The sequence below is a fragment of the Paenibacillus phytorum genome, assembly GCF_013141715.1.
Lineage (GTDB): Bacteria > Bacillota > Bacilli > Paenibacillales > NBRC-103111 > Paenibacillus_E > Paenibacillus_E phytorum.
The window spans coordinates 24,205-46,365 of record NZ_WHOA01000041.1; the positions used below are offsets into that span (position 1 = coordinate 24,205).

Below are 22,161 nucleotides of genomic sequence, written 5' to 3' on the forward strand. Positions count from 1 at the left end.
TATCCCATCTTCATCCGCTCAAGTACATCTACGATTTTTGTATCATCATCATTTTTATTGATTCCCTCACAGAAAATGGAAAAACCAAATAACCCGCCCTCTTTTTGAAGATCCAAAAAGAGAACAGGTCTGGTCGTTATTCTTTGAGCGCTCCTACCATTACGCCTTTCACAAAGTATTTCTGCAAGAAAGGATAGGCAATCAGAATCGGCAGTGTAGCCACCATGATCGTTGCGTATTTAATGCTTTCCCCAATCGCTTGCGTATCGTTCGCGTTACCCGTGCCAGTGGTCATCGAATCTGTGCTGTTCTGCACAAGAATTTCTCGAAGAATCAACTGCAGTGGGAACTTCTCTCGATCGTGAAGGAACAGCATGGCATTAAACCAGGAATTCCAGTGGGCTACGCCATAGTAGAGCACCATAACGGCAATAACAGGCATGGACAGCGGCACTACAATCTGGAACAAAATGCGCCATTCGCCTGCGCCATCAATCTTAGCGGATTCCATCAAGCCCTCAGGGATCGCTTCGAACGAAGTTCGCATAATAATCAAGTTCCACGTGCTGATCGCCACCGGTAAGATGAGTGCAAGGTAGCTATTCCCCATGTGCAGATAGTTGTTGATTAACAAATAGGTCGGAATCAATCCGCCACTGAAATACATCGTGAACACGATGCAGATCATCAAGAACTTCCGCATCACGAACTTTCTGGACAGCGCATAAGCCCCAAGCGTAGTAAAAAACAGATTAACCGCCGTACCCACAATCAAGATGAGCAAGGTATTCCCATATCCCGTCAAAATGTTGGGATTCGCAATCACTTTCTGAAAAGCGTCGAGGTTAAACCCCAGCGGTTTCAACAATAAGCCCGTATGCTGGATTAGCAAATTGGAATCACTGATGGAAGCCATGAAAACATAGTAGAACGGGTACAACGTACAGACGATAAGCAATATCATCAGAATCGCATTACCGATATCGAATAGACGCTCAGTTGCGCTTAATTTCATTGTTAGTTCCTCCTGAGAGCTTTTCATAAGAAAAGCTGACATCGTAAGCGTAGGCTACCACAATCGGCTGCCCGAGAATCGGCGGGATATGCTGTTAGCGCTAATAAGTAAAATAAAGTTGATCATGGATTGAAATAGCCCCACGGCCGTAGTATAGCTGTAATCATTCCCTTGTGCCAGCCCTTCACGATAAACAAAGGACGAAATCACATCCGCCGTTTCATACGTATTCGGATTATACAACAGGACGATCTTCTCGAAGCCGACCTCCATCAATCCGCCAATTCGAAGAATGAGCAAAATCATAATCGTTGGAATAAGTCCGGGAAGCGTTACACTCCAGATTTGACGGAACCTTCCTGCCCCATCAACGCGAACAGCTTCGTACAACTCCGGGTTGATCCCGCTAAGCGCGGCCAAATAAATGATGGATGACCAACCAAGTTCTTGCCAAACAGATGTACTGACGAAAATGGTACGGAAATTCTCTGCATTATTCATAAGGGCAGAATCTTGCCCGCCGAAGAACATAATGATGGAGTTTACAATCCCTCCACGGTTCGTGAAGTCAATAATTAACCCTGAAATGACGACAATTGAGATGAAATGCGGCAAATAGGACACCGTCTGCACAATCGATTTAAAAAACTTCTGGCGAAGCTCATTCAAAAGGATCGCAAGAATAATCGGTGCTGGGAAGCCGAATATCAAGTTATAAAAGCTGATCAGAAACGTATTGCGCAGCACGCGGATAAAATAATAGCTTTGAAAGAAATCTTTAAAATGTTGAAAGCCTACCCAATCGCTGCCCCAAATGCCTTTCGCAGGACTAAAATCCTTGAAGGCGATAACGGCGCCATACATCGGGAAATATTTAAAAATGAAGAAGTACAGCACAACCGGCAGTACCATCAGGTAGATCGCGCGATTTTTTCTTATGTCATCTAGTAAAACCCGAATGGAATGGGCCATGTTCTCACTTCCTTACCTGTTTGATAAAAAAGGGGAGGCTGGCTCCCCTCGAACTTTTTTAACGTTTGTTGTAACGATCCGTTGCCGCTTGGTAGATCTCCACAGCACGGTCCATATTCATCTTTTTCACTTGCTCTACTGTTTTGTCATAATCTTCAACTTTTGCGGCACCCATCACAATTTTGGTGATTTGCTCTGTCAACAGCGTGCTCACATCGTTCAAGATTTTTGCAGATTCTTTCGCTTCATCCGTAGACAGAACCACAGGCGGCAGCATCACTTTGTAGGCATTATTCGCATATTTCGCGTATAGTTTTACAGCATCTTTTTGTGCCGGCAATTGATAGTACTGATCGTTGTAACGGTCATCATCCAAACCGGAGAAGCCGTAATTGGCGATAAAATATTTAGCCATCGCTTGACTGATTGGCAGATTGTCCGGATTTTTCAAAATCAGGTCCGTGTACTTCGGTTGACCGTCTACTTTCGTGTACGTTTGACCTTCGATACCGAAGTTTTTGAGCATTGCGCCCTCTTCGCTATACAGATAATCCAAGGCTTTTACCGTTTCTGCAGCATGCTTGTTCGCACTCGTAATAACCGTTCCGATGTTGTCGTATTCCCATGACGCTTGCACAAATTTAGGCTCGTCGCCCTTTTTCAAAACGGGATATTGGACAGCAGAAAGCTTCGCTTTCGGGTCTGTCTTCTGCAGCGCCGGTGTATACGTACCGATGCTTCCGCCGATGAAACCGTAGAACGCTCCCGCTTTGCCGGAAGTCACTTTTGCATCCATCGTTTTGGAATCATTGGAAGCGAAATCCGGATCGATCAGACCTTCCTTGTACCATTTTTGCATCGTCGTCAAATATTGCTTGAACTCTGGCTGAGCAGGTCCGAATTTCACTTTGCCGTTATCGATATAGAAGCTGCTCGCATTGGCAATCGTCGACATGCCCGTAACACCGTATGCGCCTGCGAAGTCAGCAAATGACATCGGATAGGATTTGTTCAATGTGAAAGGAATAGCGCCTTTCTTCTCTTTGAACGCTTTGAGCACTGTTTCCCACTCATCCATCGTTTCCGGCGATTTCAGTCCAAGCTCATCCAGCCAATCCTGACGAATGACCATGCCGCTGAATGTTTTGTACTGGCCATATTGACCTACCTTCAAGTGAGGCATCGCGTAAATATCACCGTTATCCGCCTTGATCTGTTTGGCGATCTGAGGGTTAGCGTCCATGATTTTCTTCAAATTCGGCGCATTTTTTTCAATTAAATCATTCAGTTTAATAATTGTGCCGTCTTTGAACATTTTGGATGTTCCGCCCTGCACACTGTTCCAATTCCACAGCATCGAATCCGGCAGATTATTAGAAGCAACCATGACACCGTATTGCTGAACATCATCTTGCGGTGTGTTTCCAGAAGAATGTTGGAAGTCAAACGTTACGTTTGTCTTCTTGGCCCACTCTTTCACCATAGGCAGCTCGTTCAAGCTTTTGACGACTGCTTTGGCATTCGGATTCATCGGTGTCCATAATGTCACCTTCACGGGTTCATTAGAAGCAGTTGCGGCTGGCACTGTGCTGCCCTTAGCAGCATCTTTTGTAGATCCAGCATTTCCACAAGCGGTTGCAAGCGTTAGAGCAAGAATGGTTGCCGCGATTGGCAGTACTTTTAATTGAGGTCTTCTTTTCATGGAAACACTCCCCTTATCTCGTAGTCCGGCGCTAACGCCGTGAAGCGGATTCGCCCTGTGAAAGAAGCATATCTCACGCTTGCTCATGTCGTATATCGTCGATTATTCAATCGTATTGTTTTCTTAGGAATAGACGTCGCTTCTTTTTGTACCATCCTCTTTTTTTGAGAATGCCCTTATTTGCAAAGAAAAAATCGCCCTTTCGCCGCTATGAGAGCCGGTTGGTGGCGATTTTCCTATTTGTCGCTGATCAGCACTTCAATGCCGAGCGCCTCAATCTTATCGATCCATTCCTTCGAGCAGCCCGGATCGGTAATGAGCATCGAGATTTCCTCGAGCTTGGATACTTTGGCGAACGTAGACATACCGAATTTGGAATGATCCGCTACCAGAATGGATTCCTCGGCTCGCTGCATCATTTTTCGCGAAATGATGGCTTCAGCCAAATGGAAGTCGGTAATCCCGTCCACGAGTGAGATGCCTCCAACCGAGATAAACGCTTTGTTCACTTTAAATTGATCCAGCATCTGATCCGTCAATGAGCCTGTTGCAGCTTGATACTCGACGTTCACTTCCCCGCCTGCGAAGATAATTCTTCCCCGGAACGTTTCCATGGCCAGATTGAGAATCGGGACCGAATGGGTAATCAAGGTTACACTCAGACGATCCTTCAGGTATGGCAAAATTTCAATCGTCGTGGTGCCGTTATCCAGCATGATCGTTTCACCGTCTTGGACCAAAGAGGCAGCCAGCTTGCCGATCGCTGTTTTCTCTGACTTCATCATTTGGGTCCGCTTGAGAAAGGGAGGCTCAACAAGCTCCATGCGCATTTTGACAGCGCCTCCGTACACTTTGCGAAGCTTGCCTTCCTTCTCTAGCCGATCTAAGTCCCGCCGCACCGTTTCCGTAGAGACGTTAAGCATCTCAGACAGGTGATGCACCTGCACTTTCCCTTCCATCTCCAAATGGTTCAGGATGGTCATCCTGCGATCTTCGTATGTTAATGACATAATGGCCTCCTAAGAGTTTTCCGTAAGGAAAACTGGCATCGTAAGCATCAGCTATTGACCGATGATATCCACATGGTGATGTTTCCTGTTGTTTTCATCCAGTTTATAAGGTGGCGCTTACGATGTCAACGGAACGGCTTCATCCTTAAGCTAGCGAAGCAATAAGTTGATTGATCTGCTCACGCTTCTTGATAATCCAGTCGGGTTCATGCGGATAATCGCCGAATGTTAATGGCACAGCAAGATCTTCTTCCATCATAGCAATCGTTTTCTCGCGACCAATCAAACCTTCTAACATTTCAAGCGCCCTTACATCTTGCAAAGCTTCATAAAATACAACCATTCGAATAGATTCGACGGGTCCCGTTTCTCCTGGATATACAAGAAAGGCATCCCCAGATGGAAAAGCTCGATCTGCATCCGTTTGGACAAATGGATTCACCATTTTACGCGCATATTGCGAGTACCAGAAGTTATACCCCCAATGTAAAAATCCTCGTATATCAAATTTATATAACTGGAATCCAATGATCCGATTTCTCTCCGAAGGAAAGGCAAAGAATCGATTCGACACTTTTTTGTACTGCGCACAGCAATAATAAGTCCAGAGGTTATCCACGCCGCGGCTAATAAAGGAATCGATATGATTGTTGGCCACCACTGGCGTGTTCACAAGGCCATGCCCGTAAAATTCATAGTCCGAAAGTGCATCGAACGTAGGATAGCCTTGAAGGAACTGGCTCAACCGGCTACTTGCTGCTCGATACGATTCCAAATTGTCCAAGGTCGGTTCGTCCGAAACGTGGAAAAATACGCGAGCCTGAATGCCCTGCTTTTTGATAAACTGATCCAATTCAGGTAAAAACGCCTCTAGGAACTGGCCATATTCTTCTCCAGTTGCATCTGTTTCCCATCCAAATATTCGCTTCAGCTGCCCCTTATCCGTTGCCATGATTTTGGGAGCAAACTGTGCCCCCCATTGCGTAAATAAATGAGAAAACTCATAATATTCAACCCCGCAGCGTTCTCCAAGTGCTATCCATCTCTCCAGTAAGCGAAAATCAAATCGGTACCCATTCTCATCCCGCTCTACTTCAACCAACTGCACAGTAGTCCGCTCACCACCAACTTCTGTATCCAATGGAGGCGTGAATAATGGTGTTAAAATCATATTGATTCCTTGTTTGACAGCAGTTTGAACATATTGCTCAATAAGTGTCCAATGCTCTTCGCTGAAGACATTCACATTGTAATGGTTGGCCAAACAATCCGTATGAAACCATTCGGTTCGAATCAACCTTTGCTTGGGCAAAGAACCGCTTAGTACTTGCAAATCGATGCGTTCTGAACCCATCCGATTGCCATCAGCAGATAGCAAAATCACATCAATTGGATACACACCCTCACAATGTTGATTTTTGAGATCCACCGTTATCCATAGAGAGCTCCAGCTCCCAGGTAAAGCCACCTCACCATGGACATCCAAAGGCATCAACGGATCAGGATACAGTCCCGGTTGATCACTGATGACATAATCATCATGATCGCCATAACATGCTAATTCACTTGGCACCAACCCTACTTTTCTAACCGTAATTGAATCGGAAAGTAGTGACTCGATTGTGACTCGTATCCCTTTGACAAGCTGCTCCGATCGATAGGCTACCTGAAAAGAGAAAATCTCATTGCTGAATGTTGTTGCTCGTTCAAGGAAATAACGGGAATCCAGTTCACTATGAGCGATTACTTTAGCCAAAGAATTCAAACATCGTAATTCAATCTTTTTATCAGACATGATGTAGTCTCCTCTTACTTACATTTAATATGTTGTTTGATTATAAAGATAAGGTTGTTACTCCGTACCGTATATCGGCATTTCTTGCTTAATCGCTCTTTTTTGTGAAAAAAACCGTCCCCCCGAGCACTACAGTCGAAAACGGTTTCATTCTTGCTTTCAATCATTTTATCAAAAAATTTCTTCATTGACAGCAGTGCAAACCAGCGATACAATAGCCAACAAACAACATTATATCATAAAGAAACAACATGAATACTACAAAAATACAACTTATAGGGGGACATTTATCGTGCAGCATCCGCTTGCCTTTCGCGAAGATCGAACTTTTACCATCGTCCAGTTCACCGATTTACATTGGGAAAATGGTGAGGATGAAGATCAGCAAACACGTCGTCTAATGGAAGAAGTGCTAGACACTGAGCATCCTGACCTTGTCGTATTTACTGGCGACGTCATTTATACAGGGGCATCCGGTGAACCTGTTTGCAAGCATCCGCACCAAGCGTTTCGCGATGCCGTTCACACGGCCGAATCTCGCGGTATTCCATGGGCCGTTGTGTTCGGCAACCACGATACAGAAGCTACCATCACTAGAGAAGAACTTATGAATACAGTGCTGGAGCATTCCCATACCGTTACCCAGCGTGGACCAGAAGAAATTAACGGTGTTGGCAATTATACATTATCCATTTCCGGTCCAGATGGTCAAACCGCTGCTGCTCTGTACTTCTTTGATTCCGGGGATCGCTCTGTGCTGCCGCATATCCAAGGTTATGATTGGATTCGCAGCAATCAGATCGACTGGTACAGGGAGGAATCCCGTAAGCTCCAATCGAGCATCGGGGAGCAGGCATACCCTGCCTTGGCTTTCTTTCACATCCCGCTTCCAGAGTATAAACAAGTTTGGGACAATGAGACCTGCTACGGCAACAAGTTTGAAAATGTCTGCTGCTCTCCCGTCAATTCAGGACTATTTACAGCCATGGTAGAAATGGGCGATGTCATGGGAACCTTCTGCGGCCATGACCACGTCAACGATTATTGGGGCGAGCTTCACGGAGTACGTCTCTGCTATGGAAGAGCAACAGGTTACAATACCTATGGCAAAGAAGACTTCCCTCGTGGTGCCAGAATGATTCGACTCCGCGAAGGCGAGCGTTCTTTCGAATCCTGGCTGCGACTGGCTGACGGCACGGTAATCATCGATCAACCCGAACACAACCCCAACGTTTAACTTCTCTCAAGGTTTGGAGATGATCGTTTGTTTATTGTTTCAATTTTGCTAGTCGTAGCTTCAGGTCTTACGCACGCGGTCTGGAGCTTATTCACCAAAAGAAGCCAGAATAAAAGCGTCTTCCTATGGTCCATCATGATGGTAACCACAATCGGACTTCTTCCTTATTTAATCAGAGAACTATGGCTTAACCCTTTATCCCTACAAGCCTACGGATTCTTACTTTTATCTGCGTGTTTGCAAAGCGTCTACTCCCTGTTGTTGGCACGCACTTACAATATGGGCGACCTCTCCCAGGTGTATCCGATTATGCGAGGCACCAGCACGCTCTTCATTCCCATTGGCAGCGTCTTGTTCCTTCGTGAATCCTTATCGATATACGGTTGGATAGGTCTGCTCTGCATGGTCTTCGGTTTCATTTGGCTTAGCGGTATTTTCACCCGTAAAAAGGCATCCGCCGGAACTGTCAAACCATTCCTTATGGCCCTTAGTGTCGGCCTATGTACGACATGCTACGTTTTTGTTGATCGCATCAATCTTCAGCATGTCTCAGCTATCTCTTTATTAGAGGTTACGAATATCGGTTTCATGGCTGCACTGACGCCAATAGTACTCGCTTCTAAACAACTTCGCGTCGAGTGGAAGCTGAACGCCAAGATCATTTTACTGGGTGCTATCCTCAATCCAGGATCTTATTTGTTATTTTTGATCGCCATGAAATATGCCCCTGTCGCCCATATCTCACCAATTCGTGAGATTGGCACTGTCTTTGCTACAATTCTGGGCATTGTTGTACTCAAAGAAAAGCAAGGCACACTAAGAATTATTTGCTCGGTTCTTATCTTGATCGGCATTCTGATCATTAGCTTTTTTGGCTAAACAAGGGGTACTCCCCTTGCTTCACGCCACTTTTTTTGTTAAGATACAGAACGAACGTTCAGTATTATTAATGTATTCAATTCAATAAGGCGTTCTAATACTCAATTGAATCGGAGTCGAGACATATGAACAAAAAGCAGTTGCAAAGCGAGCAGACCAAAAAACGTGTTGCCGACGCTGCAAGAGCCCTGTTTGTTCAAAAAGGGTACAAAGCCACTTCCATTGAAGATATTGTGGAGGCAACCGCGAGCAGCAAGGGGAACATTTATTATCATTTTAAGAGCAAGGAAGGCTTGTTTCTCTATTTACTTGATGAATGGGAACGGGATTGGGAGCATAAATGGAGCCTAAAAGAGGCGCTCTACCCAACAACAACAGATAAACTGTACGGGCTTGCAGAGCAGCTTGTTCGTGAAGACTTAAACCATCCTCTTACCAAAGCAGCTGATGAATTTTTCAGCAATCAGGAAAATGCTACTGAAGTCGAAGAACGAATTACGGCGATGATCACTGGACATCTTAAGTTCAACGAAAAGTTGTTCCAACAAGGAATTGATAACGGTGAATTTAAGCAAAATGATGTGGAAAGTCTGGCTATTATTCTAGAAAGCTTGATTATTGGGCTTAGTCAGATGTCTCGAAGAACCAATTTGGAGGATGCGCTCGCTTTATATAAAACAACAATTCATGTCTTTCTTTATGGGATTGCTCAAGAAAAGAGATAGTCCCCTTCGGATTAATACAAAACGAACGTTCAGTATTGTTTGTTTTAAACCCATTACAAAACTTTGGAGGGCCTTCGAATGCCTTTACTACTAAGAAACAGAGGGGCTGTCCTGCTCCTCATATTTAATATATTTCTCGTCTTTACAGGCGTCGGTCTTGTCGTTCCCATTATGCCCACCTATATGACGGAGCTTCATGTAAGCGGAAGTCTGATGGGATTGCTAGTTGCCTCTTTCTCACTCACCCAGCTTATCTTTTCACCTTTAGCCGGCAGGTTATCCGATTCTCTTGGTCGGAAAAGGATTATTGTGGCTGGCATGATTCTGTTCGCCCTCTCAGAGTGGCTCTTCGGTGCCGCTAGCACTCCTCTACTCATGTTCGTTTCTCGAATGCTTGGAGGAATCGGCGCGGCGCTCATTATGCCTGCGGTGATGGCCTATGCAGCAGATGTTACCTCTGTCGAAGAGAGAGGTAAAGGTATGGGATTCATTAATGCTGCAATCACAACGGGGTTTATTATTGGTCCCGGCATAGGTGGGTTTCTAGCTGAATATGGGATTCGTGTCCCCTTCTACTCGGCTGCGGTCGCCGGCGCTATTGCTGCTGTCCTTACATTTCTTGTTCTGCCTGAATCAAGAACAGCAGAGAAACTCACAAGCTCCACGCCTGTCCTAATGAAGAAACAAAGTCTTATTACGCAGCTGGTACATTCCTACCGAGAGCCTTACTTCTTGAGCTTGATCATTGTGTTTGTCATGTCCTTCGGTCTGTCGAACTATGAACAGATATTCGGACTTTTCGTCGATCATAAATTCGGCTTCACACCGAAAGACATCGCTATTATCATCACGTTCGGATCCATAGCTGGCGCTGTGGTGCAAGTAACCATTTTCGGATGGATATTAAATCGGTTTGGAGAGAAGCGAGTCATCTCCTTCTGTTTGATCATTGCAGGTCTGTTCGTATTGTTAACGCTTTTTGTGAACAGCTACTTTTTGATTATCACGGTTACTTTCATCGTGTTTTTGTCCATCGACATTTTACGACCGGCAATCGGCACTCAGATGTCCAAAATGGCACATGAGCAGCAAGGGTATGTGGCAGGCCTGAACTCGGCTTTCACAAGTCTCGGGAATATCGCCGGACCTGTCATCGCAGGCTTTCTGTTCGATATGAACATTAATTATCCGTACGCAGCCGCAGCCTTCGTTCTCATTCTATGCTTCGTCTTATCGTTACAGGCCGGAAGAGGCATGCAAGCTGCCTGTGAAAATGCATAATTATACAGAAAGATCTTACAACAGGATATACATGTATTGACTTTATTCCTTATCCAGCATATTATGATGTCAGTGAGTACTGACATTGTTGTGGAAGAGGGATCATATGGACAGCAGCAAGCTTGGAAGCAGCGATAGACTTCTCTTAGCGGCACTCAATTTGATCGCGGCTAAAGGCTACAATGGGGTAACCACCCTTGAAATTGCCACGGAAGCAGGTCTTAGTGAGAAGACATTGTTTCGCCAATTCGGCAGTAAACAGAAGCTTCTCGAAGCCGCATTTGACCGCTATCATTATGCCGAAGAGATGAAGAAGCTGTTTAGTGAAAAGCTCGTGTGGGATCTGGAGAAGGATCTGCTTCTGGTCAGTAAAACCTACCATGAGATTATGAACCGTAATCGCAAATTGATCCAGATCAGTCTCAAAGAAGAAGGCCAACTGCCCGGATTCCGCGAGCGTACGCATAAGCATCCTCTGCAATTGCTGGAAATCTTAACGAATTATTTCATCACGATGTCCGAGAAAGGCAAAATGAATCCCGCGAATCCGGAGATGCACGCCTTCTCCTTTATGATGATGAATTTCGGTGCGTTCATGAACGATCTCGATAGTCATAAAAATTACTCAACCATTTCGTTGGAGCCATTTATTCAAGAGAGCGTAAAGATTTTTGCTAGGGCCTTACAACCCTAGTTTTTTTATAGACCAAATGTCAGTCAGTACTGACAGTCAAATTTTAATAAGGATGTGGTAACGCATGACTACCCAAACTCAAAAACCTCAGCAAGTCGGCGACAAATTAATGCGCATTTTGATGTTCACCTTGATTATATCCATGATGAGCGGCATCATGTTCAACATCGTTTTACCTAAGATTAGTGAAGATTTCTCCCTTACGATTTCCCAGGTTAGCTGGCTTTCTTCTGCCTACATTCTGATCTACGCGATCGGCGCAGTCACCTACGGAAAGCTGGCAGACAGCTATAAGCTGAAAAGTTTGGTAACCTTCGGACTCCTATTATTTACGGCCGGGTCTCTTATCGGGCTGACCTCACAAACATTCGGAATGGCGCTAGTCGGCCGATGTCTGCAAGCATCCGGAGCTGCAGTTATTCCCGCAATTGCGATGATCATACCCTTGCGTTATTTCGCTCCGGAGCGTAGAGGCGCAGCTCTTGGTATGACCGCGGTAGGATTGGCTTTTGGCAATGCACTCGGGCCTGTTGTCGCTGCATTAATCGTTAGCACGGTACACTGGCGCTGGTTATTCGCTGTACCTTTGCTTATTTTGGCGACACTCCCTTTTTACCGCAAATATTTAGGAAATGAACAGCCTGGGACAACAGGGAAATTTGACTGGATTGGCGGTAGTCTGTTGGCCATCACCATAGCCTTATTTCTACTGAGTGTTACGAAGGGAATCTGGCTTTTGTTAGGTGGCTTACTCGCTTTAGGGTTATTCATTGCTCGAATTTGCACGGCTGGGGAGCCCTTTATTGCCCCAAAACTCTTTCGAAATAAAAAGTACACACTCGGACTAACCATTTCATTCCTCATCAGCGGCACTTGCTGCTCACTCTATGTACTCAGTCCTCTGCTATTAGCAAATATTCAGAAGTTGCCATCCGTTTGGATCGGTTTCGCGATGGTCCCTGCAGCTGTTGCTTCTGCTGTATTTGGACGTAGAGGCGGTAGACTCGCGGATCTAAAAGGCAACTCGTTCGTCGTATATGTGGCTTCAAGCCTACTGCTGGCTTGTTTTATTTTACTCTCCACTTTTACCGGAGGTTCTCCCCTGCTCATTGCTGTTTTTCTGATTCTCGGCAACGTCGGGCAATCTTTCATTGTCATTGCGTTATCCAACTCGGTTTCAAGAACCCTGCCTAAGGAACAAGTTGGCGTTGGGATGGGCATGCTGGCGATGGTCAACTTTATTTCGCAAGGGATCGCTATTGGCGTATACAGTAAAATTGTTGATCTTGGATCCCAAGGCATTACAAACTGGAACCCCTTTTACAGCTATTCATCTGGCTTTATTTTCAGCAATATCTGTTTGGTTATAGCCGCATTGCAACTGGTTATTCTAGCAATTTACTATCTTTCTTTTGGCAGAAAGATGCAAAAGAAAGCTTTGGTCTTGAAGGAGTCTGAGGCAGCTGCTTTATTGAATAGTTATAACTAAACGACAGAATCAAAAAGGCCCATGCGCAGTTGCATGGGCCTTTTTGATTGCGTTGACAAATTTTGGGTATGACAATATGCTAGAACACAAAGCACAAACTGTTAAGTTATGACTAACATACGGGAGAAAATATGACTTTTTTGATCAGAATTTTCAGTTCCATTTGTTTCTTTCTATTGATTGGATGCTCAAATGAACAAATAACTTCTAAGAATGTTGAACGATCTGATCTTGATACAAGTCTACAAACATGGGTGCAAACTAAATCACAAGAAAATGGTATTTATATTAGAAAAATGAATGAACATAAGGATCCAACAGAGAAGATACGCTACCTCATTTTCTCCAAAAAAGACCTTAACTACGACTACAGAACAATTAAATTAGATCAGAAAGATGGGACTCTATCTATCTATTTGAAAGATAAAATAGCATCTGACGAGCAGTACATGAAATCAGAGTCACTTTTCATAATTACTTTAGATTCCCCACCCGAAAAAATTGAAATGTACTTAAATGAGAAACCCGTTGATTATCAAATGGAACAGCCTTAAATTAAGCAGTAAACAAAAGGATGGTCTTAAGAAACATGAGGAATATCCTATTAACCATTTTCTTTATATTCACATATTTGCTGTTGTTCACCGGTTTTAAGTGGACGTATACTTTCTTTTTCGATGAAGGGATATCACCCTTTATTAATGTATTGCTGCTTATTTTTATGGTAGCTTTATTTCTGCCATCCCTATTAATCACTAAATTTGTAGCTAAGTATATAAAATGATTCGTCCCCTCCAGGTGCCGTTCCAATATATAAATATCCGTTATGGCTTGCAGCCGTAGTTACGCCAAATAATGAGCCTTCCGGATCATGCCAGCTTCCGATAATGATACGATTCCGCCACAAGCACGTAATCTTCATCCGCAGACAAGGCAACCCCGTTCGCAAAATAGAGACCTTCTAATAGGACTGTCGTCTGTTTGGTCATTGGATCACCTTTCCCGAAGGACATCGATTTCAAGAAGAAAAAACAATTGACGTACAAGACCTACAAGAAGGACTTGGCATTACAATCGGGCCTGAATTGTTTCTCAAAAACCAGCCAAAAATTAAAATTGGTAATCTTAAGCAATTGAATTGGCGTCGTGTGGCATTAGCTTATCCATCGATTCAATGTGTTTCCCCAGCAGTTCAAGCGTTCCTTTCAGTGGCACAGGGCATATTTACAAATGAAAATGATTTGCCGACCTAAACGTACACAACTAGGAATCCTTTGGGATTTGATTCACAAGATGATTAGCCGAGTAGATGTTCTAACTGGGGTTTAGCATTTTTAGGTTCGCCCCTTAATTTCATCAACACGGATTACTTGTCCAAGAGCCGTGAACCACCCCTAGGATGACTATATTCGTCACGACAGAATCTCCCACCTTGCCCACATCTCTTGTGGGTTTAATTCGTATATTTGGTTTTCCCTAAACATGAATTGGTGCATAATAAATTCCCTTCGAATCGTTGCAAAATCTTCATGGAAATTCTTAATAAAATCATTGATTTCTTTCGAAAAACAAAAGCCCAAGCGTTAACTCGCTTGAGCTCTTATAGGTTGGGCAATGGTACATGTGATGGACGTCGCTTTATTTGAACCGCTGCGCTTGCCTTGAAGGCATAATGGTAAGTTCCGAAATGTTGACATGCTCAGGCTGCTCTAGTGCATAGAGTGCTGCCTCGGCAACATCATCGGGATGTAACGGCAAGACGTTCGAAGCAAACGCGCGGATTTCATCCTCGGAATACCCGGCCACCTGAGAAAATTCCGTTGCCACCGCCCCCGGCTGAATCGTAGTAATGCGAATCCCCTGAGAAAGTGTCTCCAAACGCAATGCAGACGCTATGGCGTTAACGCCGTATTTAGTCGCGCTGTATGGGCCTCCTCCGGCAATCACTTCCTTGCCGGCAATCGAGGAGATGATAATGACATCTCCCTTACCCTGACCCAGCATCGGGTGGAGCCCATACCGCAGTGTCAGCATAAGACCGTGCACATTGGTCCTGTACATCTCCTCCCACCTTTCCAGATCCACATCTACCAAAGTACTTCGATATCCGAATCCGGCATTGGCGACTACAATGTCAAGACGCCCCCAGCGATTAATAATTGCATTGACCACATGCTGTACTTCTTCAGCATTTTGAATATCAGCAGTTACCGCCATAACCTCGTACAATTCCTCTTTATGCAATTCATGAACCAGCTCATCCAATCGTTCCCGCCGGCGTGCCACTACGGTCACATGTGCGCCGCGCTTTGCCAGCTTCCTAGCAATCGATGCTCCAATGCCGCTGCTGGCGCCTGTCACCAAGGCTACTTTGCCGGCCAGACTCTCCTTCGCATTCCATGATAACGCTAAATCATCCAGTTTCATTTCGCACCCTCCCGGATTCCAACATTATTTTGTTAAAAGCACGCGATGAAGGCCCAGGCTACCTCCAGGTGCCGTTCCTATATATAAATATCCGTTATGTTTTATTGCTGTAGTTATGCCGTACAGTGTGCCTTCTGGATCGTGCCAGCTTCCGATAAGCTCTCCCTGCGGGCTGAGCTCCACAGCAAGCCCATGCTTCACCGGTGCGCTTGCACCGCTTAGCAGCGACTGCGGTATTTTGGCCATGGTACTGGCCAACCAAGGGTTGCTATGCATCTGATCTACAAAGGAAAGGCGAGTCGTGAAGATACCGACCCAGAAATGACCTTGCTCATCACGCGTAATGTTGTCTGGAAAGCCTGCGAGATTGTCCGCAAAAATATCAGATGTCCCTTTCTTTGGACCCTTGAGCCAGTATCTGGTCAACTGATAATGATAGGATTCCGCCACAAGCACAAAATCTTCATCCACAGACAAGGCAACCCCGTTTGCAAAATAGAGCCCCTCTAACAGGATAGTCGTCTGCTTGGTCTTTGGATCATACTTCAGCAAACGTCCATGCGGCTTGTTCTCGGCAATTTCCTTGAAGGTCACGCTGCCATAGTTCGAGGTATCGGAGAAATAAATTGCGCCGTCCTTGGCAATATCAAGCTCGTTAGCTAAATAGATCGGCTTGCCGTCCACTTGATCGGCCAATACCTCTATGCTCCCGGATGGGTTTATAGATAGCAGTCCCTTCTTGACATCAGTAACGATCAAATTGCCATTGGCATCGAATATAAGCCCATTAGGCGTTCCTTTGGTGTCTGCAAACACTTGGGCCTTTTGTGGATTGCCCTCTGCATCGAAAGCAACCTTGTAAATTTTCCCGTCAGAATCTCCTGTGTATAGCTGGCCTTCCTTATCGAAGGTAATGAATTCCGGGGATTTAGGGGCATCAGTAACAAGCTGAGCAGAGCTGAGTTTGTTGTTCTGTTTCCAAGGGCCCGATTCCTCAAAAGAGGGGGCCGTCGGCGCGGACCATTTTGCCGGTTCGATCGGTGAAGGAATAAGCAAGAAAACGATCATTCCGAGAACGAGCAACGTAAGTAGTGATAACAAAAATCTGCGTACTATTTTACGCGGTGAGCCTTTCGGACGATTCACGCCTTCAGTAGATTTAACGGAGCGAACTTGTGTATTTGGCATTAGAGTGCCTCCTGTGTCTTTTATGTGAGAATTAAATTTGGACTACGATTTTACCGAAATATTGCTTTCCTTCAGCCAAGAGCGCGAATGCTTCTCCAATTCGCTCCAGAGGGAATACACGGTCAACGAAGGGATGTAAACGATGATGGGCAATCGCTCGATTCATCTTTTCAAAGTGATCCCGGTTGCCGACTTGACTGCCACGAACAGTCGCGGCTTTCTGCAAGATGCCCGTGACATCATATTCCGGAATGGTCAAGCCCGATAAGAACCCGACCATACTCACGGTTCCTCCAATTCGAAGCGCATTTATGGATTTGGCCATCGTTGCCGCTCCTCCAACATCTAGAACATGATCGACGCCGCCAGTCAGTTCTAACACTGCTTTATCCCAATCGGGAACTTCCGAATAATTGATCGTTTGCCATGCACCGAGAGCTTTTGCTCGTTCCAGCTTGTCGTTGCTGCTCGATGTGATGATCGCTCGTGCTCCAGCCATAAGAGCGAATTGAAGCCCGAAGATAGAAACCCCGCCTGTTCCTTGCAGCAGCACGGTATCCCCCGCTTGCAAACCACCGTATTCGATTAGCATGCTCCATGCGGTTAATGCCGCGATCGGCAAGGTTGCAGCCTCCTCCCAAGTGAGGTGATCGGGAATATGGACAATTCCGTCTTCATGTAGAACGACATATTCAGCCGCTACTCCGTTCAACGGACCTCCCAGACTGTCTTCTAATACACCCGGTCTTGGGTTGCCGGCAAAAAATCGTTGTTGCAAATTACCCGCTACTCGGTGTCCGACCTGAAACCTTGTTACTCCTTGGCCAACGGCTACAATTTCTCCCGCTCCGTCTGATAATGGAATGAAGGGGAATTTGATTTCAATCGGCATTAATCCGCTGAGGATCACTAGATCCCGGTAATTGAGAGAAGCTGCCTTCATGCGGATTAGTACCTCATGGGGGCCTGGCGTTGGTATGTCGAGTTCCGTTAAGTTTAATTCCTCAAAGCCGAAGCCGTTTGTCAGTTGTATAGCTTTCATCGAATTGTCCTCCCTGCAAGATCAGATTGATTACCTGTATTCTTATAATTATTAGTATTGCCGGATCCTCCGCGTGGACGAAGCATGCCTCCAACAAGTCGAAGACCTTGCTTGCGTGTTATGAATCGCGATAACTGCGCCCCGATATAATTCTGCACACCCGGAACAACATATATTTTCCCTTCCTTCAAAGCACGAAGTGCAACCTCTACGACTCTTTCCGGCGTATCTTTCTTTCCGACAGAGGCTTCTTCCGTTCCTACAACATTAAAGAAGCTGGTGTCCGTCGAACCGGGACAAAGTGCGAAGAATTTGATACCTCGGTCGCGGTTTTCCCACCATAACGCTTGAGTAAACGATAAGACGAAAGCTTTCGTCGCCCCATATACTGCCATAAAGGGAAGCGGTTGAAATCCAGCGGTTGAAGCCACATTAATAACTGCTCCTGAGTTTTTTCGCAACATGTTTGGCAGGAACAAGTGCGTCATATCTACAACAGCAGCGACATTGAGCATCACTTCTTCATGTTGACGCTCACCTGACACTTGCTCGAACAAACCATGTGTAGCAAAGCCTGCATTATTGATTAGCAGTTCGATATCCACTTTCAAAAGTTCACATTGCCGATATAACTCGCTGGGTGCGCCCTCTTTCGCAAGATCCATTGAGATAACCTCAGCTTTGATGCCATACTTCTTTCTAAGCTCTTCTGCCAGGCTCTCAAGCTTATTCGTTGATCGAGCCACGAGTACCAAGTGGCTGCCTTGTTTGGCTAGTTGTCTCGCGAATTGTTCTCCAATACCGGAAGAAGCTCCAGTGACAAGCGTCCATTTTCCTTGAATCTTCATAGTGTTAGTCTCCTTTTAAATACTATGTTATAATATAGAAACACTGTTACCTATTGAGTATAAGTAACTCCTATTACCCAAAAAAGATAAGAATCATTGCACCGTTTGGTAACAGTGTTTCCGATTGGTTTGATTGTAACCCGCCTTTTCTAGAAAGTCAATATGCTCTTTGAACATCAAACGTCTCATTGACAACTGCTTAACAACTGTATAAAATTCCTTGCAAGAGAGTCAGGAAATTTGTTCCCTGATGCAAACACGATAACCGAAGGTGATGATTATGAGCGGTCAAGATATCTCCTCCAATGCGAACTCACGAGTGTTGAAAACCTACCAAGAGGCTCGCTTGCAAAATACCGAAAATCTCCGCAAGCTCGTTGTTGATGCTGCGGCAACGCTCTTGCAAGAAGAGGGGCCGGAAGCCGTAACGGTGCGTAAAGTATCGCAGAAAATGGGTTGCTCGACAAAAATTATTTATAGCTTGTTTGTTAATAAAGAGGGCTTGGCTCAGCAGTTGTATCTGGATGGTTGTAAGCTTCTCGCAAACGAATTCGAGGCGACGCCGCAAGCTGCTGATCCAGTACAGCATATGATTAATTTAGGCGAAACCTTTTGGCAATTCGGGCAGCGTTACTCCAGCTATTATAAGCTGATGTTCGGAGGAGCCTTTGCAGATTTCAAACCGGACGAGGAAAGTGTACATGGCACCGTAACAGCCATGCGGCAATTAATAACCGTGATCAGCAATGCGCAAGAGCAAGGACTAATTCCCGCCCAGTATGACACGGAATCCATTGTACGTATAGTCTGGTCCTCTCTCCACGGCGTTATTCATCTTTACATGGGAGGACACTTGGGAGATGTACAATCGGCCCATGCGGTATACAAGCAAACGTTGTCTTTAATTGCCAGATCATTGTTGCCAGATCATATCATCTAAAGGGGGATCCCCTAGGGGATGAGCGAATTTTGATCTAATGCTGACTGACAATTCATACTCGCCGGGGACTTTTAACGGTAGATATAAATGCCATGCTCCTCTGTAAACGTCAAATAGCCCCCAATTTGAAAGATGGGGGCTATTTGACGTTTACCCAGGGCATGACTTGTGTTTACTTTATTTGTCATATATATTAAGAAAGGAAATGTATGGAAAAAAGGATACAGGGAGAGATATTTATGAAAAAAATGATAGTTTCGATTGTAGGGATTTCTATGATTTTTGGTGCAGCAGGTGGAGTTTACGCAGGAGCTAATTTGCAAGAAATTAAAGCTTATCTGAACAACGATATTAAAGTAAAGGTTAACGGAAATACTGTTCAGTTACTTGACGCTCAAGGGAATGTAGTGACTCCTATTACATACGATGGAAGTACTTATTTACCTGCAAGAGCTATTGCAAGCTCACTGAACGTAGCTGTAGATTATGATGCTGCATCAAATAGTGTTTTGTTTGGAGAAAAAGTCGAGGGTACTCCTGTTAATGCTATCCAAACTTTTTATCAAGCTATTAAAGACCCGAATTTAACTAAATATAAAAATAAGGATTATGGGGAAGTCATTAAGAATACAGAATCTTCCGGATCCAATTTCACATTAGAGCCGAAAGGGAAGTATCAAAAACTTTATTTACAAGTTGCTGCTATAGGTTCAGAGGTTGAAATAAAAATTCAAGACAAAAATAGCGTTTTACTTAAACAAGACACAGTGAAGATAGATGATGGATTAAAAACAATCGAAGTTAATGTGGCTGGACTAAATGAAGTTACTGTCATTTATTCATATGAAAATAACGATAAATCAGGTATTTTTGTACCTTTAACTACTTCTTACTATAAATAATATAAATCAAAATTTGCAGTTCAAAATGAAGCACCATTTACCAAGACCTTGTCTTGTAGATGAGTGCTTTTTTTGCATAACATCATACCAAATGAAAAATACATTTCGTCACAGCCAGTAATGCGCGCTCCCGCAGTGGTTAGTTACACTGCCCTTTATCCCGTCTTTCTGTGTTCTCCTCGAATACATCCTTCGCAACTTGAATCGCAGATGCGGCGCGCGGCCATCCGGCATAAAACGCGAGATGGGTCAACGCTTCGATCAGTTCTTCTTCGGTCAAACCGTTCTCTTTTGCTAAGCGGAGATGATAAGGAAGCTGCCCTGTAAGTCCTCCGGTGACTAGCACTGATATCGTAAGGAGACTGCGTTCCCGAAGCGATAATTGTTCTCTTCTCCAAACGTCCTCGAAGAGCACTTCTTCCGAATAGCGCACGAAAGTAGGGGCAATATTCCCAAACGATTCACGGGCGTTTGATACAATTTTTCGATGCTTCATTCTTATACCTCCCCCTTGTTGTCTGGACGTTCGATCATTTGCGCAACGCCGTTACCGAATGTCCAGTCCTCGAATTCCGTGTCGACCAGTACGACGAATACGTCTTCTTTCCTCATGTTAAGCGTATTTGATAATAGGTCGGCTAACTTTCCGTAAAAGCTTATTTTCTGCTCGGTGCTTCTTCCGGATTTGAGCGTGATTTGAATATAAAGCAGCCCGTCACTTCGCTCTATGTCTAAATAATTCCGACTATAATAAAACTCGCTTGCTTTGTGTGAATGGAACACTTGAAAGTAATCGTCTTCCGGCACATTGAAATGCTGAATTAGAGCGCTCATAATCGCACGGCTTATCATGGGCAGTTGCTGTGTCCCATATTGATTTTCCATGTAGCTTACTCTGATGAATGGCATTTTTATATCACTCCTTCAGCGAGATACCCTAATTGTACTTCCCGCTTCTTTATTTGTATAATTGAATAAAATGATATTTTAATTCAATTAATTAGATGGAGATATATACCATGGACTTAAAAGAACTAACTACGTTTCAAACCATTATTCAAGAAGGAAACTTCACCAGAGCGGCAGTGAAATTGAATTACGCGCAGTCTACGATTACAAATCAAGTCCAGCGACTGGAGAAGGAATTGGGCATCCAGCTATTCAAGCGAGGATGGGATGCGGAGTTAACAACTTCTGGACAAATTTTTGCCGCGGAAATTGACAAGCTCATTGGGCACTGGAACCATGTAACTGAGCAAGCGAAAGCTTTGCAAAGAGAGGAGATCGGCTCCCTGCATGTCGGAGGGCTAGAATCGTTGATAGAGCATGTGCTACCCAACTCACTGCGGCGATTCCGGGAACATAAACCCAAAGTATCGTGTCACTTTGTCAATGGGAACACCGACTCCCTGTCACGCGCGGTACTCCAGAATCAATTGGACTTTGCCATATGCGGAGAGCCTACCGATCTTTCTTCTTTTCACTTCGAACCGCTGTATAACGAGAACATCTCCTTTATTGTAACGAACAGCCATCCCTTGGCCGAAAGAAACGGAATAATACCCTTTGAAGAACTGCTTAACTATCCGATGATCGTTGGAGGAAATACCTGCTTGTATTATCTGAGGCTATCTAAGCAATATTCCCATTACACCGAAACTCCTTTTCTATATACGGTGAGTCAAATCTCGGCTATTCCCGGGTTCGTTCAGCGAATTCCTTCCGTTGGAGCCGTTCTCGATTCCACGGCGTTACCCCCGAATGTCGTGAAAATACACGTCGAACTGAAGGATTCATCCATCCCGGTCGGCCTGTTGCAATTACGTAACACGGAGTATACTTCATCATCCAAAAATCTTTTAATGCAATATGTAAAAGAGGAACTGCAACGAATCTAAGCGTATTGATCTAAAGCCTTTGGAAAACTCCGGGGGTCCCCTCCTACGGGGACTCCACCAAAGACAAAAAAACACGCCTCACTTGGCGTGTATAAATTTTGTTTTTTTGTGGATCCT

The 22,161-nt window shown here is 44.7% G+C and carries 22 protein-coding genes and 1 pseudogene; 10 read left to right on the plus strand and 13 right to left on the minus strand.

Annotated elements, in window-relative coordinates:
- Positions 1-136: 136 nt before the first annotated feature.
- The 5 genes from GC098_RS06960 to GC098_RS06980 all read right to left on the minus strand — a co-directional run bounded on the left by GC098_RS06960 (position 137) and on the right by GC098_RS06980 (position 6,494).
- Positions 137-1,015, minus strand: coding sequence for a carbohydrate ABC transporter permease (locus GC098_RS06960; RefSeq protein ID WP_216625185.1), 879 nt, complete (start codon positions 1,013-1,015; stop codon positions 137-139).
- A 54-nt stretch (positions 1,016-1,069) separates the two neighbouring features.
- A complete protein-coding gene (locus tag GC098_RS06965) occupies positions 1,070-1,987 on the minus strand; it encodes an ABC transporter permease (RefSeq protein WP_171642278.1) in 918 nt (305 codons plus the stop codon).
- Positions 1,988-2,045: 58 nt separating this feature from the next.
- Positions 2,046-3,689, minus strand: a complete 1,644-nt coding sequence (locus GC098_RS06970; RefSeq protein ID WP_171642280.1) for a type 2 periplasmic-binding domain-containing protein — start codon at positions 3,687-3,689, stop codon at positions 2,046-2,048.
- Between the two features lie 236 nt (positions 3,690-3,925).
- Positions 3,926-4,699 carry a DeoR/GlpR family DNA-binding transcription regulator gene (locus GC098_RS06975; RefSeq protein ID WP_171642282.1) on the minus strand — a complete coding sequence of 258 codons (774 nt, stop codon included), beginning with the start codon at positions 4,697-4,699 and terminating at the stop codon, positions 3,926-3,928.
- Positions 4,700-4,844: 145 nt separating this feature from the next.
- Positions 4,845-6,494, minus strand: coding sequence for a DUF4091 domain-containing protein (locus tag GC098_RS06980; protein ID WP_171642284.1), 1,650 nt, complete (start codon positions 6,492-6,494; stop codon positions 4,845-4,847).
- A 292-nt stretch (positions 6,495-6,786) separates the two neighbouring features.
- Here GC098_RS06980 and GC098_RS06985 point away from each other — a divergent pair, with 292 nt between their 5' ends.
- The 7 genes from GC098_RS06985 (at position 6,787) to GC098_RS07015 (ending at position 13,353) form a co-directional block, all read left to right on the plus strand.
- On the plus strand, positions 6,787-7,731 hold the full coding sequence (locus GC098_RS06985; RefSeq protein ID WP_171642286.1) for a metallophosphoesterase family protein: 945 nt from the start codon (positions 6,787-6,789) through the stop codon (positions 7,729-7,731).
- Between the two features lie 27 nt (positions 7,732-7,758).
- Complete coding sequence (locus GC098_RS06990; RefSeq protein WP_171642288.1) at positions 7,759-8,610, plus strand: EamA family transporter; 852 nt, start codon at positions 7,759-7,761, stop codon at positions 8,608-8,610.
- A gap of 125 nt (positions 8,611-8,735) precedes the next feature.
- Positions 8,736-9,335, plus strand: coding sequence for a TetR/AcrR family transcriptional regulator (locus GC098_RS06995; RefSeq protein WP_171642291.1), 600 nt, complete (start codon positions 8,736-8,738; stop codon positions 9,333-9,335).
- A gap of 78 nt (positions 9,336-9,413) precedes the next feature.
- Positions 9,414-10,616: an MFS transporter gene (locus GC098_RS07000; protein WP_171642293.1), complete on the plus strand. Its 1,203-nt coding sequence runs from the start codon at positions 9,414-9,416 to the stop codon at positions 10,614-10,616.
- A 106-nt stretch (positions 10,617-10,722) separates the two neighbouring features.
- Positions 10,723-11,310 (plus strand): TetR/AcrR family transcriptional regulator, encoded by a 588-nt coding sequence (locus GC098_RS07005; RefSeq protein WP_171642295.1) that lies wholly within the window; start codon positions 10,723-10,725, stop codon positions 11,308-11,310.
- A 64-nt stretch (positions 11,311-11,374) separates the two neighbouring features.
- Complete coding sequence (locus GC098_RS07010; RefSeq protein WP_171642297.1) at positions 11,375-12,799, plus strand: MFS transporter; 1,425 nt, start codon at positions 11,375-11,377, stop codon at positions 12,797-12,799.
- Positions 12,800-13,053: 254 nt separating this feature from the next.
- A complete protein-coding gene (locus tag GC098_RS07015) occupies positions 13,054-13,353 on the plus strand; it encodes a hypothetical protein (RefSeq protein ID WP_171642299.1) in 300 nt (99 codons plus the stop codon).
- Between the two features lie 315 nt (positions 13,354-13,668).
- Here GC098_RS07015 and GC098_RS39860 read toward each other — a convergent pair whose 3' ends face one another.
- The 6 genes and pseudogenes from GC098_RS39860 to GC098_RS07045 form a co-directional block, all read right to left on the minus strand.
- Positions 13,669-13,788 carry a strictosidine synthase family protein gene (locus GC098_RS39860; protein WP_246358471.1) on the minus strand — a complete coding sequence of 40 codons (120 nt, stop codon included), beginning with the start codon at positions 13,786-13,788 and terminating at the stop codon, positions 13,669-13,671.
- Positions 13,789-14,211: 423 nt separating this feature from the next.
- Positions 14,212-14,361: pseudogene (locus GC098_RS07025) on the minus strand (DUF2087 domain-containing protein); the annotation flags it as partial.
- A gap of 76 nt (positions 14,362-14,437) precedes the next feature.
- On the minus strand, positions 14,438-15,226 hold the full coding sequence (locus GC098_RS07030; RefSeq protein ID WP_171642302.1) for an SDR family oxidoreductase: 789 nt from the start codon (positions 15,224-15,226) through the stop codon (positions 14,438-14,440).
- 24 nt (positions 15,227-15,250) lie between these two features.
- Positions 15,251-16,414 (minus strand): SMP-30/gluconolactonase/LRE family protein, encoded by a 1,164-nt coding sequence (locus GC098_RS07035; RefSeq protein WP_171642304.1) that lies wholly within the window; start codon positions 16,412-16,414, stop codon positions 15,251-15,253.
- A 31-nt stretch (positions 16,415-16,445) separates the two neighbouring features.
- The gene (locus GC098_RS07040) at positions 16,446-17,456 is read right to left on the minus strand and encodes a zinc-dependent alcohol dehydrogenase family protein (RefSeq protein ID WP_171642306.1); all 1,011 of its coding nucleotides are present in this window, start codon (positions 17,454-17,456) and stop codon (positions 16,446-16,448) included.
- Entirely contained in the window at positions 17,453-18,304 is an 852-nt protein-coding gene (locus tag GC098_RS07045) for an SDR family NAD(P)-dependent oxidoreductase (protein ID WP_171642308.1), read from the minus strand. Before GC098_RS07045 ends, GC098_RS07040 begins: the two co-directional genes overlap by 4 nt.
- 280 nt (positions 18,305-18,584) lie before the next feature.
- On the opposite strand from GC098_RS07045, the gene GC098_RS07050 reads away from it, so the two are divergent.
- Together GC098_RS07050 and GC098_RS07055 are read left to right on the plus strand one after the other, a co-directional pair.
- The gene (locus GC098_RS07050; RefSeq protein ID WP_171642310.1) at positions 18,585-19,244 is read left to right on the plus strand and encodes a TetR/AcrR family transcriptional regulator; all 660 of its coding nucleotides are present in this window, start codon (positions 18,585-18,587) and stop codon (positions 19,242-19,244) included.
- Between the two features lie 239 nt (positions 19,245-19,483).
- Positions 19,484-20,146, plus strand: a complete 663-nt coding sequence (locus tag GC098_RS07055) for a stalk domain-containing protein (protein WP_171642313.1) — start codon at positions 19,484-19,486, stop codon at positions 20,144-20,146.
- Positions 20,147-20,285: 139 nt separating this feature from the next.
- Here the strand turns inward: GC098_RS07055 and GC098_RS07060 are convergent, their stop codons facing one another.
- Both GC098_RS07060 and GC098_RS07065 read right to left on the minus strand, forming a co-directional pair.
- A complete protein-coding gene (locus tag GC098_RS07060) occupies positions 20,286-20,642 on the minus strand; it encodes a carboxymuconolactone decarboxylase family protein (RefSeq protein WP_171642315.1) in 357 nt (118 codons plus the stop codon).
- Positions 20,643-20,644: 2 nt separating this feature from the next.
- Positions 20,645-21,055 carry a tautomerase family protein gene (locus GC098_RS07065; protein WP_171642317.1) on the minus strand — a complete coding sequence of 137 codons (411 nt, stop codon included), beginning with the start codon at positions 21,053-21,055 and terminating at the stop codon, positions 20,645-20,647.
- Positions 21,056-21,165: 110 nt separating this feature from the next.
- Here GC098_RS07065 and GC098_RS07070 point away from each other — a divergent pair, with 110 nt between their 5' ends.
- The gene (locus GC098_RS07070) at positions 21,166-22,044 is read left to right on the plus strand and encodes a LysR family transcriptional regulator (protein WP_171642319.1); all 879 of its coding nucleotides are present in this window, start codon (positions 21,166-21,168) and stop codon (positions 22,042-22,044) included.
- The last annotated feature ends 117 nt before the right edge of the window (positions 22,045-22,161 follow it).